This is a genomic window from Leptothrix cholodnii SP-6, from assembly GCF_000019785.1.
Taxonomy (GTDB): Bacteria; Pseudomonadota; Gammaproteobacteria; order Burkholderiales; family Burkholderiaceae_C; genus Sphaerotilus; species Sphaerotilus cholodnii.
In genome coordinates, this window is sequence record NC_010524.1 from 2,563,631 (window position 1) to 2,577,468 (window position 13,838).

Annotated in this window: 12 protein-coding genes; 4 read left to right on the top strand and 8 right to left on the bottom strand. The window is 67.9% G+C overall.

The features are described 5' to 3' along the window. Positions 1-96: 96 nt before the first annotated feature. Positions 97-1,245: a GNAT family N-acetyltransferase gene (locus tag LCHO_RS11780; protein WP_012347383.1), complete on the top strand. Its 1,149-nt coding sequence runs from the start codon at positions 97-99 to the stop codon at positions 1,243-1,245. Between the two features lie 32 nt (positions 1,246-1,277). Here LCHO_RS11780 and LCHO_RS11785 read toward each other — a convergent pair whose 3' ends face one another. Continuing rightward, positions 1,278-1,853, bottom strand: a complete 576-nt coding sequence (locus LCHO_RS11785; protein ID WP_012347384.1) for a Uma2 family endonuclease — start codon at positions 1,851-1,853, stop codon at positions 1,278-1,280. 157 nt (positions 1,854-2,010) lie between these two features. Between LCHO_RS11785 and LCHO_RS11790 the strand changes: the two genes are divergently transcribed. Further along, entirely contained in the window at positions 2,011-3,177 is a 1,167-nt protein-coding gene (locus LCHO_RS11790) for an ATP-binding protein (RefSeq protein ID WP_012347385.1), read from the top strand. A 42-nt stretch (positions 3,178-3,219) separates the two neighbouring features. Here the strand turns inward: LCHO_RS11790 and LCHO_RS24195 are convergent, their stop codons facing one another. The 7 genes from LCHO_RS24195 to LCHO_RS11825 form a co-directional block, all read right to left on the bottom strand. Continuing rightward, on the bottom strand, positions 3,220-4,758 hold the full coding sequence (locus tag LCHO_RS24195; RefSeq protein ID WP_012347386.1) for a methyl-accepting chemotaxis protein: 1,539 nt from the start codon (positions 4,756-4,758) through the stop codon (positions 3,220-3,222). A 79-nt stretch (positions 4,759-4,837) separates the two neighbouring features. Beyond that, a complete protein-coding gene (locus tag LCHO_RS11800; RefSeq protein WP_012347387.1) occupies positions 4,838-5,320 on the bottom strand; it encodes a cache domain-containing protein in 483 nt (160 codons plus the stop codon). Positions 5,321-5,521: 201 nt separating this feature from the next. Next, positions 5,522-6,442 (bottom strand): polysaccharide biosynthesis tyrosine autokinase, encoded by a 921-nt coding sequence (locus tag LCHO_RS11805; protein ID WP_012347388.1) that lies wholly within the window; start codon positions 6,440-6,442, stop codon positions 5,522-5,524. Between the two features lie 43 nt (positions 6,443-6,485). Further along, positions 6,486-7,904, bottom strand: coding sequence for a chain length determinant protein EpsF (gene epsF, locus LCHO_RS11810; RefSeq protein ID WP_012347389.1), 1,419 nt, complete (start codon positions 7,902-7,904; stop codon positions 6,486-6,488). 43 nt (positions 7,905-7,947) lie between these two features. After that, the gene (epsE, locus tag LCHO_RS11815; RefSeq protein WP_043704255.1) at positions 7,948-8,772 is read right to left on the bottom strand and encodes a polysaccharide export protein EpsE; all 825 of its coding nucleotides are present in this window, start codon (positions 8,770-8,772) and stop codon (positions 7,948-7,950) included. A gap of 109 nt (positions 8,773-8,881) precedes the next feature. Then, complete coding sequence (locus LCHO_RS11820; protein ID WP_190274801.1) at positions 8,882-9,769, bottom strand: EpsD family peptidyl-prolyl cis-trans isomerase; 888 nt, start codon at positions 9,767-9,769, stop codon at positions 8,882-8,884. Between the two features lie 267 nt (positions 9,770-10,036). Beyond that, positions 10,037-10,879 carry an IclR family transcriptional regulator gene (locus LCHO_RS11825; protein ID WP_012347392.1) on the bottom strand — a complete coding sequence of 281 codons (843 nt, stop codon included), beginning with the start codon at positions 10,877-10,879 and terminating at the stop codon, positions 10,037-10,039. A gap of 177 nt (positions 10,880-11,056) precedes the next feature. Between LCHO_RS11825 and LCHO_RS11830 the strand changes: the two genes are divergently transcribed. Together LCHO_RS11830 and LCHO_RS11835 are read left to right on the top strand one after the other, a co-directional pair. Beyond that, on the top strand, positions 11,057-12,235 hold the full coding sequence (locus LCHO_RS11830; protein WP_012347393.1) for an acetyl-CoA acetyltransferase: 1,179 nt from the start codon (positions 11,057-11,059) through the stop codon (positions 12,233-12,235). Continuing rightward, complete coding sequence (locus tag LCHO_RS11835) at positions 12,232-13,830, top strand: acyl-CoA synthetase (RefSeq protein ID WP_012347394.1); 1,599 nt, start codon at positions 12,232-12,234, stop codon at positions 13,828-13,830. Before LCHO_RS11830 ends, LCHO_RS11835 begins: the two co-directional genes overlap by 4 nt. Positions 13,831-13,838 lie beyond the last annotated feature (8 nt).

Genomic DNA, 13,838 nt, shown 5'->3' on the forward strand with positions numbered 1-13,838 from the left:
AAACGCGCCTGGATATGCGGCGAATTCACGTTACGGGGTCGACGGCCCCGCCTAGACTCTTAAGCCTAGAAGCTTAGCCAGCAACCCGCACACTCCATGCAGATTGAAATCATCACCGACCGCGCAGGCTTCGAAGCCATGCGTGAGCCTTGGGCACGACTGCAGGATCGCATACCCGATACCAGTGTCTTCATGACCTGGGAGTGGCAGCATCTCTGGTGGAAACATTACGGCGATGGCCAGGAGTTGCGCCTGCTGGTGGTGCGCGATGCCGGCATCGTGGTCGGGATCATGCCGCTCTATCTGCAGAACCGGCGGGTGCTGCGGCTGGTGCCGGTGAAGATACTGCGCAACGTCGGCACCGGTGGTGATACGGCGCCGGATTATCTGGATCCGCTGATCGATCCGGCGCAGGCCGACGAGATTGCCAATGTCCTGGTTCAAGCGATCCTGGACAAATCGCTGGCGTACGACCAGTTGCTGCTGGCGGATTTCATCCCGGAATCGGCGTTTGCCAGGACCTTGCGCAAGCACGTCGGCACGACGGATGCCAGGCGGCGTGAATCGGTATCGGCCCGCATTTCGTTCATCACCTTGCCCGACAGCTGGGATGATTATCTGGCAGGCCTGAGCGGTGACCGCCGCAACGTGATCCGGCGGTTTCGCCGCAAACTCGAGGTGCTGCCGGCGGCACGGTTTTACACGTGGCAGGATCCGGCCACGCTGGACCGCGGCATCGACCGCCTGATCGAGTTGCACCTGAAACGCTGGACCAACCGCAGCGACAGCCATGCATTTTCAAGCAAGGCGTATGTCGGGTTTCACCGCGAGGTGATGCATGCCGCGATGGAAAAGGGCTGGCTGCGGCTGTTCTGCGTCGAGGCCGAAGGCCAGATCATGGCGATGCTGTACTGCTACCGCTACCGCGACCGGATGTATTACTTCCAGGGCGGTTTCGACCCGGCGATGTCGAAACTGCGGCCCGGGCTGGTCCTGATGGGCCATGCGATCGAGCAGGCGATTCTCGAAGGCACCCGCACCTTCGACATGCTGCGCGGCGAATACGAGTTCAAGACGCACTGGGCCAAGGAACGGCACGAGACGGCACAGATCGCGGTCAGCCGCATCACGCCGGCCGGCCTGACCTGGCACCTGCGCACCGAGATCCTGCCGGCGCTGAAGAAGCGCTTCGCGTCGGGCAACGCCTCCCGCCTGCCCTCGGTGGCGATGGCTGCGGCCGACTGATGACCCCCACCCACCGGCGCCAAGGCGCCGGTTCAGGCGACCTCGGGCGGGTCGACCTCGGCGTACAGGTCGGCGTCGGGAAGCAGCAGGTCGACGCTGGCCAGTTGCACCGCCTGGCCGGGCTCGAACGGATGCAGCACCCACAGGCCGTCGACGTTCTTGCGGTAGACGTCGGTGCGACGGCTTTCGACGTCGACCAGCACGTATTCGCGCAAGGAGCCGAGCTGGCGGTACTGGGCGAACTTGTTGCCGCGGTCGTACGCCGCGGTGCTCGGTGACAGCACCTCCACCAGCAGGATCGGCTCGGTCTTGACCAGGCGACTCTGGTGATCGGCTGCGCTGCAGGTCACCATCACGTCGGGATAGAACACGCTGCCGAGGCTGTCGACACGCAGCTTCATGTCGCTCATGTCGGCGCGGCAGGGCGAGCCCTTGAGGTGGTGGCGCAAGGCAATGGCGATGTTCAAGGCCACGGTCACATGGCCGTCTTCGGCACCGGCCATCGCGAAGATCTCTCCGCACACCAGCTCGACCTTGTCGGTCTGGGTGGCGTCCCAGGCCAGGAATTCATCGATGCTGAGCTTGGCGCCAGGTTGGGCAGCGCCCATGACGGACTCCATGGTGGTGGGGTGACGGGCTCATTATCGTCAGGCACTGGATGAACGATCGGCTCTGCATCGGCAGTTGCTGAACTTTGCAGATTCGACGATTTACAGTGAATTATCCAGGATGAATAATTGGTGAACGGCATCAATGGAGGCGTGCATGCTCAGCAACGACAACGTGTTTCATCGGCCGAAGTACGCCGAGGAGATGGCCGAGCAGTTGCTGCACCCGACTGCGCTGCAGCAGAGCGTGCGCTCCGGTGTCTTTCTCTCGGGCATCCGACGCGTGGGCAAGACGACCTTCCTGCGCCAGGATCTGATACCGGCGCTCGAGGCGCGTGGCGCCATCGTCATTTACGTGGACTTGTGGACCGACGTGTCCAAGAGCCCGGCGGCACTCGTGCACGAGGCTGTCCGCCACACCTTGGCGCAGTTGGAGGCACCTGGCTCGGGGCTGCTCAAGCGCTTGAAGGGCATGAACATCGGCGCCGCGGGCTTCTCTCTGGGTTTCCAGATCGACAGTGTGGGCGCCCCGGGCGGCACCACGCTGGCCCAGGCTTTTGCGACGCTCGTGGCCAAGGTCGAGACCGACGTCGTGCTGATCGTTGACGAAGTGCAGCAGACGCTGTCCTCGGAGGACGGCAAGAACCTGATGCATGCGTTGAAAGCGGCGCGCGACGCGGTCAACGCCAAGCCCGGCACGCCCGGGTATTTCCTGTTCCTCGGCACGGGCTCGCACAAGTCGCTGGTCACTGACATGGCCTCGCGTCGCTCGCAGCCCTTTACCGGCGCGGTGTCGACCTACTACGAGGTTCTGGGCCAGGACTTCGTCGAGTGGCAGTTGCAACGCGTGAGCGTGACGCCCGGCGCCAAGGTGCCGAGCCTGGCTGTGGCAGTCGCGTGTTTCCAGGCCATGGGCAGCCGGCCGGAAGAGTTGCTCAAGGCGCTCAGGCAGTTGCAGGGCATCAACACCCTGCGGCCCGACCAGGCGTTTCCGGTCATCTGCGACACGCTGGCCTCGGCGGCGGCGGACATCGAGCTTCGTGCCATCGAGGATTTCGGCGAACTGGGCAAGCTGATCTTCGGGCGCATCGCGGCCGGCAGTGAAGAAGGTGTCTCGGGGCTGTTCAGTGCAGACGCCCTGGCTGAATACAGCCGCAGCGTCGGCACCTCGGTCGACGCGCCGCAGGTGCAAGGCATCACCGACAAGATGATCGCGGCCAACCTCATCACCCGACCGGGGCACGGCGTGTACACGGTGGCAGACCCGTTTGTGCGCAGCGTCTGGCGCAAACGCAGCGAAACCTTGGCGGGACCGGCAGCCTGATGCGTGGGTCCCTGCCCCGTCAGGCGCGATCCGGATTCAGATTCAACCCGCCAACCTGAAATACCCCACCGCCTGCGCCAGATGCCCGCCCTGCTCGTGCAGGCTGCTGGCCGCGGCGGCGCTTTGTTCGACCAGCGCGGCGTTGCGCTGCGTCATCTGGTCGATCTGCGAGACGGTCGCGGTGACCTGGGCGATGCCCTGGCTCTGCTCCTGGGTGGCCACGCTGATCTCGCCGATCATGGACGAGACGCGTTGCACGTGGTTGACGATGTCTTCCATGCTGCTGCCGGCATCGGCCACCAGGCGGGCGCCGGTGCTGACGGTCTCGACGCTGGCGTTGATGAGGCCCTTGATCTCGCGGGCAGCGTCGGCCGAGCGGCCGGCGAGGCTGCGCACCTCGGTGGCCACCACGGCGAAGCCGCGGCCCTGTTCGCCGGCGCGGGCGGCTTCGACCGCGGCGTTGAGCGCGAGGATGTTGGTCTGGAAGGCGATCGAGTCGATCACGCCGATGATGTCGGCGATCTTCTTGCTGGACGCGTTGATGTGATCCATGGTCTGCACCACCCGGGTGACGACCTGGCCGCCTCGGGCCGCGGCGTCCGAGGCGGTGGCGGCCACCTGCAGCGCGCTGTGCGCCGAGGCCGCCGTCTGCTGCACCGTGCTGCTGAGTTCTTCCATCGCGCTGGCGGCCTGCTGCAGGCTGCTGGCGGTCTGTTCGGTGCGCTGGCTGAGATCGTGGTTGCCGGCGGCGATTTCGGCCGACGAGGTCTCGATCGAGCGGGCCGCGCCCAGCACGGCGCCGACCGATGCACCCAGCCGCGTGGCCATGCCGTCGATGTGGCGCATCAGGTCGCCCACTTCGTCGCTGCGTTCGGTGTGCACGCGCACGCTCAGGTCGCCAGAGGCCACCGCGTTGGTGACCGCGCCGGCCTGGATCAGGTCGACCAGGAAGCGCCGTTGATGCAGCCAGGCCAGCGCCACGGTGGCAGCCGATGCGAGCAGCCCGAGGCCGGCAAGCAGCAGGTTGTTACGCAGCTGGCTGCGGGCACTGGCGGCGGCGGCGCTGCTGCGCAGGTCGTCGATGTGGGCGATCAGCGCGCCCATCGAGGTGGCCAGCACCTTGTAGCTGGCGTCGGCGCCCTGCAGCGCGGCAATGCCGGTGTTGGGGTCGACCGCGGAGAGGTCGATCGCCATGTCGGACTGCTTGAGGTAGTTGTCGATCGCCTGGCCGCCCTCGGCCACGGCGCTGCGCACCTGGGCGTCGGCGCCATCGGCATCGGCGCTGAGGGTGAGCGTGCGCTTGACGCCGTCGAGCTGCCGGGCCAGGTCGTCGCGGGCGGCGCGCACCTGCTGGTCGTCGAGCGAGGCCATCAGCGCGACCGTGCGGTAGACACCCGCATGCAGCTGGGCCAGCTGGGCTCCGACGCTGTCGACGGTCTTGTAGAGCTCGAGCTGGCTCGACAGCACGGCCTCGTTGTGCGCCGCGTCGCGGGCGTTGAGCCAGACCGTGGCCTGGCCGGCGCCGAAGGCGACCACGGCGGTGAGCAGCGGCGCAAGCAAGAGCTTCAATCCCAGTTTCATGGTGGTCCTTCTCGACGCGGCAGGGGAACGGAACGACGGGGCGAGTCGATGCGGCGGGTGCCCGCCCGCCGTCGCCGGCTTACTTGTAGATGCCGCCGCAGACCACCGCGTCTTCGAGCTTCTCGCAGTACATCGCCTTGGGCTCGACCTTCTTGTTCTCGGGGTTGGTGAACTTGTAGTCCTGCCAGAAGGTGGCCTTGGTCTTCGCCATCTCGACACGCTCGCGCACGAAGGCCTTGCCGTCGATGTCCTTCAGGTCGATCAGGTTCTTGCCGACCATGCGCTCGTTGGCGCCGTGGGCGCGCACGACGCCGTCGAGGCCGTAGACGACGAGGTAGAGGTCGCGGTCCTTGAACGTGCCGGCCTTGTTGCTGACCTCGGCATAACCCTTGTCACGGCCGTTGGCCTTGATGAAGGCGACCCCCTTCTTGACCATCGCGGTGGCGTCGGCTTCGGTGGCGCCACCTTCGGCGGCATGGGCGGCGGAGGTCGCAAGAGCGGCAAAGGCCGCCAGGGTGGCGGCACGGGCGTATCGATGGATGCGATGGCTGGACGGGTGCACGGGAGGTCTCCTGTCGGCAAGGTGGGGGTTCGGTGGATCGCGGGCTGCAGCGCCATGCGGGGCGGCGCAGAAACCTGCTGTGACCATATCGACCAACCGGGCGCACAGATTGAGCGATCAGACGCAAAAAAGCCCCGCAGAGCGGGGCTTCGAGGTCGGTGCGGCCCGGCCGGACGGGTGTCCGACCGGCTCGGCGACGCGTCAGAACTCGTTGACGATCACGCCGGCCAGCTTGGCGGTACTGGCGCTGACGGTGGCGACCAGTTCGTTGAGGCTGTTGACGCGGGTCCTGTCCTTGCGGGCCAGGGCGAGCGCGGCGCCGCACTTGGAGGCGATCACCGCCGCGTCGCTGCCGAGCTGGCCGGCGGGGGTGTCGACCACCACGTGATCGAACTTGCGCAGCAGCTCGCCCATCAGCAGGCGGAAGGCCGGGCGCTCGAGCAGTTCGAGCGGGTTGGGCGGCGTCACGCCGACCGGCATCACGTAGAGGCTGGGGATGTCGGGGGCCTGGTAGATGACGTTGTCTTCCTGGCGCCCGCTCAGGATGCCGCTGAGGCCGCTGGCGTTGGGGATGCCGAACACCTGGTGCAGGCGCGGACCGCGCAGGTCGGCGTCGACCACCAGCGTGCGCCCGCCCAGCTGGGCCAGCGAGACGCCGAGGTTGGCGACGAAGAAGGTCTTGCCGTCGCCGCTGTCGGGGCTGATGACGGCCAGCGCGCGCTTGGGCTCGGCGGGATTGAAGACCCGCATCATCAGCTGGCTGCGGATGGCGCGGAAGGCCTCGGCCTGCTTGCTGAAGGGCTGCGACGCCGTCACCAGCTCGAGGTTGGTGCCACGCCGCTCGTCGGGCGTGTACGGGTAGTGGAACTGCTGGCTGAGGGCGAAGACGACATCGGAGTCGCTCGCCAGGCCCAGCGACACCGCGGCCTCGCCGAACCGCACGCCGTTGGCGCGCTGGAACTCGACGATGGCGTTGACCTGCTCGTCGCTGAGGTTCTTGGTCTGGCGAATGATGTCGCCGATGCTGCGGTCCTGTTCGGTGCTGGTCTGCACGTCTTCGGCGGCATGCACGAGCGTGGGGCCGCGATGCTGCGGGTTGATCTGGCGGGCGGCAACGTTCATGGGGTGCTCCGGATGAGGGCGACTGGGGCGCACGGGCGGGGCGTCAGGCGCCGGCACGGGGAAGGCGTGCCATCACGTTGATGGGCAGCTGTAGCGCCGGGCTGCGGGCCGATCCGCGCATCGGCTTGGGCAGCGCGCCCAGCACCGGCAGGCCGAGGCCTTCGGCCAGGTCTTCGACGGTGCGCACGCGGCGGTCCATCAGTTCGCGCACCAGCGCAAAGCCGACCGCCAGCAAGGTACCCAGGAAGACGCTCAGCAAGGCGTTGAGCAGCAGCTTGGGCGACGAATGGTCGGCCGGCTCGGTGGCGGGCGTGAGCACCGAGATGTTGGTCTGGGTGTTCTGGCTCTCGAGGTTGGTCTGGCTGGCACGGGCCACCACCTGGTCGTAGGCGCGCTGGGCGGTCTCGACTTCCTTCATCAGCACCAGCGCCTCGTCGCGCTGCTGCTTGAGCGCCAGCACCTTGGCGCGCTGGGCTTCGAGGGCGGCGCGGACTTCGCCTTCGCGGGCCTTGTTGATGGTGTTGTTGATGCCCACGCTGCCGCTGACGCGGCGGGTTTCGCCGTCGATGCGCTGACGCAGTTCGGCGATGTTGGCGCGCAGCTCGACCACCTGCGGGTGGGCGTCGCCGAGCTTGGAGTTCATTTCCATCAGGCGCGCTTCCTGGCGCGACAGGTCGGCACGCAGGCCGGCCACCACCGGGTTGTTGATGACGTCGCCCAGCTGGTCGGCCTGGTTGCGGGCCTGCGCGCTGCGGCTGGTCGATTCGGCCGACAGCGCCTGCAGGGCCACGAGCTGCGAGCTGAGTTCGTTGAGGCGCTGGTTCTCGACGTCGAAACGCTCGTCGGTGGCCAGGATGCCGCTGGTCTTCTGGTAGGTGGTGAGCTTGGCCTGGGCCTGTTCGAGGGCCTCGCGCAGTTCCTTGCCGCGGGCGTCGAAGAACTCGTTGTACTGCTTGGCCGGCGACACCCGCAGGCCGATGCTGACGTCCATGTACGAGCGCACGAAGGCGTTGGCCAGTGCCGCCGCAAAACGCGGGTCGGGGCTGGTGTAGCCGATGTTGATGACGTTGCTCTCGCGCGAGGGCTTGACGTCGAGCTTCTTCTTGAGCAGGTCGGCCAGCCAGGCCTCGAAGTTGCCCTTGCCGCCGGTGGCGTCCTGCCACTGCTGGCGGGTCTCGGGGTTTTCGGTCAGGCGCAGGCCCTGCACCACGCGCTGGGCGACGCGGTCGCTCTGGATGATGTCGACCTGGGTGGCCATGTAGGCCGGCATCGCCATCGCGCCGAGCACCATGCCGGCGATCGGGTCGGGCGAGCGCACGTCGAGCACCACGGCCGCCGAGGCGGTGTAGTTCTTGGGCAGCATCAGGCTCACGCCGATGGTGGTGCCCACGGTCAGCACGAGCACCAGCAGGGCGGCGATCCAGCGAGCCTTGAGGATCGAGAGGAACTGGGAGAAGGTCATGTCGTAGGCCTCGCGGTCTGGGAGCAGGCTTGCGGAATCGGAATCAGAACAGGCTTTCGCGCACGTAGATCACGTCGCCGTCGATGAGGGTATCGGTGAGCGCCGGCTCGAATTCCTTGATGACGCCGTCGGCGCCGCGGCGGTGCACCTTGAGGCCCTTGACGGTGCCGCGCGTGTTGGTGCCACCACCACCGGCGAGTGCCTGCATGACGGTCATGCCGCGCTCCAGGCGCATCGAGCCGGGGCGCTGCACCTCGCCGTAGATGTAGACCATCGGCATGCGCTCGACGTAGAGCGCGTCGCCGTTCTGCACCACCGGATCCTGTTCGTTGCCGGCGCCGGTGAGCAGACGGCCGATGTCGACCCGGGTGCGCACCAGCTGGCCGCCGCGCACGCCGGTGTGGATGACGACATCGCTGCCGCCCACCGCGATGCCGCCGGCGGTGGCGAGCAGTTCGCTCAGGCGCATGCCGGTCACTTCGATCGGATAGCGGCCGGGCCGGTTGACCATGCCCAGCACGGCGGCCTGGTTGCCACGCACCTGCATCAGCAGCACGCTGACCTGCGGCTGCTTGACGAAGTTGCCGCGGCGCAGGCCGTCGGCGATGGCCGATTCGGCCTGCGTCACGCTCAGGCCGCCCAGCACCACCGAGCCGAGCAGCGGGTAGCTGACCGCGCCGCTTTCGGCAACGCGGGTCTCGAGCGAGAGATCCTGGTTCTGGTAGACGGTGATGCGAAGCACGTCACCCGCACCGATGACGTAGTCCTTTTTCGGATCGGCCTTGTCCTGGGCTTGTGCCGCGAGCGGCAGCATGCCGATCAGGCCGAACATCAGGAGGCTCAGAAATCGGACGAGTCGTTGGGTCATGGCTGGGCGTGCTTCGCAAGGTAAGGGGTTGCCACCGGGCTTGCCACCGCCGCAGCGGTGCATCGGCAAGGATCGGGCGCCAACGCGGAGGTTACGCGCCCGTCGGATCTCACTGGCTGGCCGCGGCCGCCGTGGTGTTGGCTGCAGCAGCAGCGGCGAACTGGCCTTCGTAGGAGATCTTGGCGCTGCCGCGCAGGCGCTTCATCTCGTCGGCCACGAGCTTGCGCTTGCGGTCGTTGAGCAGGAACTGCTCGATCGCCGGCTTGGCCTGCTCGGCCGTCACCGGCTGCGGTTTGGCGGCAGCCACGAACACGGCGCTGATGCCGTTGGCCGACGGGATCGCCAGGCTCTGGCCTTCGGCCAGCGAGCCGATGCGGTCGATCATCGCCAGCGGCAGGTTCTCGGCCGGCTGGGTGACCACGCGCGACGCGAACTTGACGCTGGCTGCCGTCAGCTGCTTGCTCAGTTCGTCGCTGCTCTTGGCCGCCTGCACCAGGGCAGTGACATTCTTGGCCGCATCACCCGCGGCCTCGATGCTGAACTCGTGCAGCGTGTAGACGCGGCGTTGCGCGAACAGCGCCGGCTTGTCCTTGTAATAGGCCGCGATCTCGTCGTCGGTCGGCTTGGAGACGGTATCGGCCAGCTTGTCGGCGTAGGCACGCGCCAGGATTTCCCGCTTGGCGGCCTCGATCGCCATCACCACCTTGGGATCGCGGTCGATCTTCTGCTCCTGCGCTTCCTGGATCGCCAGTTCCTGGTCGATCAGGCCTTCGAGCACGGCCTTGGTGGCGGCCGGCGCCTGTTCGGGCTTCAGGCCCGGCTGGCGCTGCAGCACGAAATTGATCTGGTGGACCGAGATCTCTTCCTTGTTGACCTTGGCGGCGACCTGCGTGGCGCCTTTCTTGTCACCCCCACCGCAGGCCACCAGCATCGCGGCGGCGGCCAGCAGGGTCAGGGCAGTTGCAGTGCGCCGAACGGCGCCGCACGGGGTGGACATGGCATTCTTCATGGACGGAAAACTCCCTGGGTCAGAGCCCGGAAAAAGTCGCCGCGGAGGCGACAGCAAGCAGTTAAGCAAGGGCAAACATCAAATGCCGGCGGATCTTAACGGGGGTATCCCTAGGCCCAACACCCCGGATGAATGGGTGCCGGTCGGCGCACAACGGCAGCGTTAAGTCTGCACGGGGTACTTTCACGCACGTCGGGCATGTATTCACGCGATCGGCAGGAGCAATTAAACATTTACCCGAAATGAAAAAATGAATTACCCGGCCGGGCCTTGTTCGCGCTGCAGCTGATGGAGTTCCTGGCTGGCTTTCATCAGCCGGTTCGCCAGTGCCGCGCGCCGCGCCGGGCCCAGGCGCGCCTCGATCGCCGCCAGGCTGAGCGAGGCCACCGGGCGGTTGTGCAGGTCGTAGACCGGCACGCCGAGCGCCCAGCTGCTTTCGAGCACCAGGCCGGGGTTGAAGCAGTAGCCCTGCAGGCGCGTCTCCTGGATCTGCTGGCGGATCGCCGCGTCGGTGCAGCGCGGGTAGCCCTGCTCGCGCTGGGCGGCGTTGCGGGCCAGGATGTCGTCGATGTCGGCATCGGACAGCGCCGCCAGCATCGCGCAGCTGCCCGCGCCCACGCCCAGCGGCCAGCGGTCGCCGGCCTTGACGAGCTGGTTGCGGATCGGAAAGTCGCCCTCGGTGCGCGACAGGCAGATGCTGTCGATGCCGTGCAGCACCGTGAAGAACACCGTGTCGCCCGACTCCAGCGCCAGCGCGCGCATCAGCGGCGCGGCCAGGCGCTGCAGTTCGTAGCTCGGCTCGGCCGCCAGCCCGACCGCAAAGGCCTCGGGCCCGAGCCGGTAGGCGCCCGACACCTGGTCGTGCAGCACGAAGCCCTCGTCGACCAGCGTGCGCGTGAGCCGGATCGCGGTCGACTTGTTGAGCGCCAGCCGGCGGCCGATCTCGTTCATGCGCAGCCCCCCCGGGCCCACGCGTGTCAACAGCCGCAGCACCGCCAGGCCACGGCGCAGGGTCTGCGCGCCGGCCATCTCGGTGCGTTCGGTCGCCACGCCGTCGGCGACCGGCAACAGCGGGGAATCGGGATCCAAACTCGGCATTTACCCTGAACCTCTGGTCCACATCGTGAACCGATTTCTGATCTGACGAGCGCCTGCGAGGCGGAAACCGCACCCGCTGCCGCATAGCATTCAGCGCAGGACGCAGGGCGGGATCCGATCCGCGCCGCACCCGAGGTTCACATAGTAGATCGCTGACCGCGACCGAGGAGACACCGCATGACCGCGACACCCCACATCGTCGGCTGGGCCCACACGCCCTTCGGCAAGCTCGATGCGCTCGACACCGAGCAGCTGTTCCGCGAGGTGGCACTGCCCGCGATCGAGAGCGCCGGCCTCGCGCCGCGCGACATCGACGGCGTCTTCGTCGGCCATTTCAACGGCGGTTTCGTGCGCCAGGATTTCAGTGGCGCGCTCGCCGCGCTGGCCGTGCCCGAGCTGCGCCACACGCCTTCGGTGCGGCTCGAAAACGCCTGCGCCACCGGCTCGGCCGCGATCTGGGCGGGGCTCGACGCGCTGGCGTCGGGGCGCATGCAGCGCGTGCTGGTGGTCGGGCTGGAGAAGATGAACACCCTGCCCAACGAGCAGATCGGCGAGATCCTGCTGCGCTGCTCGTATGTCAAGGACGAGGGCGACACACCCGGCGGTTTTGCCGGCGTGTTCGGCAAGATCGCCAGCAGCTACTTCGAGCGTTTTGGCGACCAGAGCGACGCGCTGGCCGCGATCTCGGCCAAGAACCACGCCAACGGCGTGCACAACCCCCACGCGCACATGCGGCGCGACCTGGGGTTCGAATTCTGCCGCACGCCGTCGGCCAAGAACCCGTTCGTGGCCGGCCCGCTCAAGCGTTCGGACTGCTCGCTGGTGTCCGACGGCGCCGCCGCGCTGGTGATCGCCAACGAAGCGCTGCCCGGCGCCGCGCAGCCGGCCGTGCGCTGGCGCTCGCGCACGCAGGTCAACGACTACCTGCCGCTGTCCTACCGCGACCCGACCCGTTTCGAGGGCGCGGCGATGGCCTGGTCACGCGGCCTGGCCGACGCCGGCTGCACGCTGGCCGACCTGCAGTTCGTCGAGACCCACGACTGTTTCACCGTCGCCGAACTGCTGGAGTACGAGGCGATGGGCCTGGCGCCGCACGGCCAGGGCGCGCGCGTGATCCTCGACGGCGTGAGCCGCATCGACGGCCGGCTGCCGGTCAACCCGTCGGGCGGACTGAAGTCGCGCGGCCACCCGATCGGCGCCACCGGCGTGTCGCAGCACGTGATGGCGGCGATGCAGCTGAGCGGCAGCGCCGGCGCGATGCAGATCGGCTCGGCACAGCGCGGCGCGGTCTTCAACATGGGCGGCGCGGCGGTGGCCAACTACCTGAGCATCCTCGAAGCGAGCGGCGCGGCATGAATGCCGCGCAGGCCTGCAATCTGGCGCAACTGCTGCGCCAGACCGCGCGCCAGTTCCCGGATCGGCCCGGCCTGATCCAGGGCGACAACCGCTGGAGCTGGTCGCAGATCGACCGCCGCGTCGACGCCCTGGTGGCGGCGCTGCACGCGCTCGGGCTGCAGAAGGGCGACTGCATCCTCACCCAGTCGCGCAACAACCTGGCGATGTTCGAATGCGCCTGGGCGGCGTTTCGCATGGGCTGCGTGTGGGTGCCGACCAACTTCCGGCTCACGCCGCAGGAGGTGGCGTATCTCGGCGAATCGAGCGGCGCGCGCGCCATGCTGGTCGAGACCTGTTTTGCGGGCCATGCCGAGGCGGTGCAGGCCGCCGCACCCGAGTTGAAGCACGTGGTGTGGATCGGCGCGGATGCACCCGCCGGCTCGCTGGATTACGAGGCGCTGCTCGCTCGACACGCCGATGCGCCTGCGGCCGAGGCCACGGTGGCGCACGACGATCCGCTCTGGTTCTTCTACACCTCGGGCACCACCGGCAAGCCCAAGGCGGCGATCCTGACACACGGCCAGATGGGCTTCGTGGTCACCAACCACCTGGCCGACCTGATCCCCGGCACGACCGAGACCGACTGCTCGATCGCGGTGGCGCCGCTGTCGCACGGCGCGGGCATCCACGCGCTGCTCAACGTCGCCCGCGGTGCGGCCACCGTGCTGCTGCCGGGCGAGAAGATGGACCCGGCCGTGGTCTGGCAGCTGATCGCGCAGCACCGCGTCAGCAACCTGTTCACGGTGCCGACGATCGTCAAGCTGCTGGTCGAGCACCCGGCCGTCGATCAATGCGATCACAGCAGCCTGCGCCACGTGATCTATGCCGGCGCGCCGATGTACCGCGCCGACCAGCGCCTGGCGCTGCAAAAGCTCGGCCCGGTGCTGGTGCAGTACTTCGGCCTGGGCGAGGTGACCGGCTGCATCACGGTGCTTCCCGCCCACATGCACAGCGCCGACGATGCCGATCCGAATGCCCACATCGGCAGCTGCGGGCGGCCGCGCACCGGCATGGAAGTGGCCGTGCTCGACGCCGAGATGCAGCCCGTCGCCACCGGCGAGATCGGCGAGATCTGCGTGCGTGGCCCGGCCGTGTTCGCCGGCTATCACGCCAATCCGGAAGCCACGGCCAAGGCGCTGCGCGGTGGCTGGTTCCACACCGGCGACCTCGGCCGGCTCGACGCGCGCGGCCTGCTCTACATCACCGGCCGCGAGTCGGACATGTACATCTCCGGCGGCTCCAACGTCTACCCGCGCGAATGCGAGGAGCTGCTGCTCACCCACCCCGGCGTGGCCGAGGTGGCGGTGCTGGGCGTGCCCGACCGCACCTGGGGCGAGGTCGGCGTGGCCGTGGTGGTGCGCCGCGAGGGCGTGCCGGCGGTGAATGCCGAGACGCTGCTGGCCCACCTCGACGGCCATCTGGCGCGCTACCGCTGGCCGCGCCAGTTCGTCTTCTGGGACGCGCTGCCCAAGTCCGGTTACGGCAAGATCACCAAGAAGGACGTGCGCGCCCTGCTCTACGAGCGCGGTGACGTCATGCCGATCGACGCCGGCTGAGCCCTTTC

Coding starts and splice junctions, on each gene's coding strand:
- epsF (WP_012347389.1), bottom strand. CDS start 7,904: ATGACCTTCTCCCAGTTCCTCTCGATCCTCAAGGCTCGCTGGATCGCC.
- LCHO_RS11785 (WP_012347384.1), bottom strand. CDS start 1,853: ATGGGCGCTGCCCAACCTGGCGCCAAGCTCAGCATCGATGAATTCCTG.
- LCHO_RS24195 (WP_012347386.1), bottom strand. CDS start 4,758: ATGAAACTGGGATTGAAGCTCTTGCTTGCGCCGCTGCTCACCGCCGTG.
- epsE (WP_043704255.1), bottom strand. CDS start 8,772: ATGACCCAACGACTCGTCCGATTTCTGAGCCTCCTGATGTTCGGCCTG.
- LCHO_RS11825 (WP_012347392.1), bottom strand. CDS start 10,879: ATGCCGAGTTTGGATCCCGATTCCCCGCTGTTGCCGGTCGCCGACGGC.
- LCHO_RS11790 (WP_012347385.1), top strand. CDS start 2,011: ATGCTCAGCAACGACAACGTGTTTCATCGGCCGAAGTACGCCGAGGAG.
- LCHO_RS11820 (WP_190274801.1), bottom strand. CDS start 9,769: ATGTCCACCCCGTGCGGCGCCGTTCGGCGCACTGCAACTGCCCTGACC.
- LCHO_RS11780 (WP_012347383.1), top strand. CDS start 97: ATGCAGATTGAAATCATCACCGACCGCGCAGGCTTCGAAGCCATGCGT.
- LCHO_RS11805 (WP_012347388.1), bottom strand. CDS start 6,442: ATGAACGTTGCCGCCCGCCAGATCAACCCGCAGCATCGCGGCCCCACG.
- LCHO_RS11835 (WP_012347394.1), top strand. CDS start 12,232: ATGAATGCCGCGCAGGCCTGCAATCTGGCGCAACTGCTGCGCCAGACC.
- LCHO_RS11830 (WP_012347393.1), top strand. CDS start 11,057: ATGACCGCGACACCCCACATCGTCGGCTGGGCCCACACGCCCTTCGGC.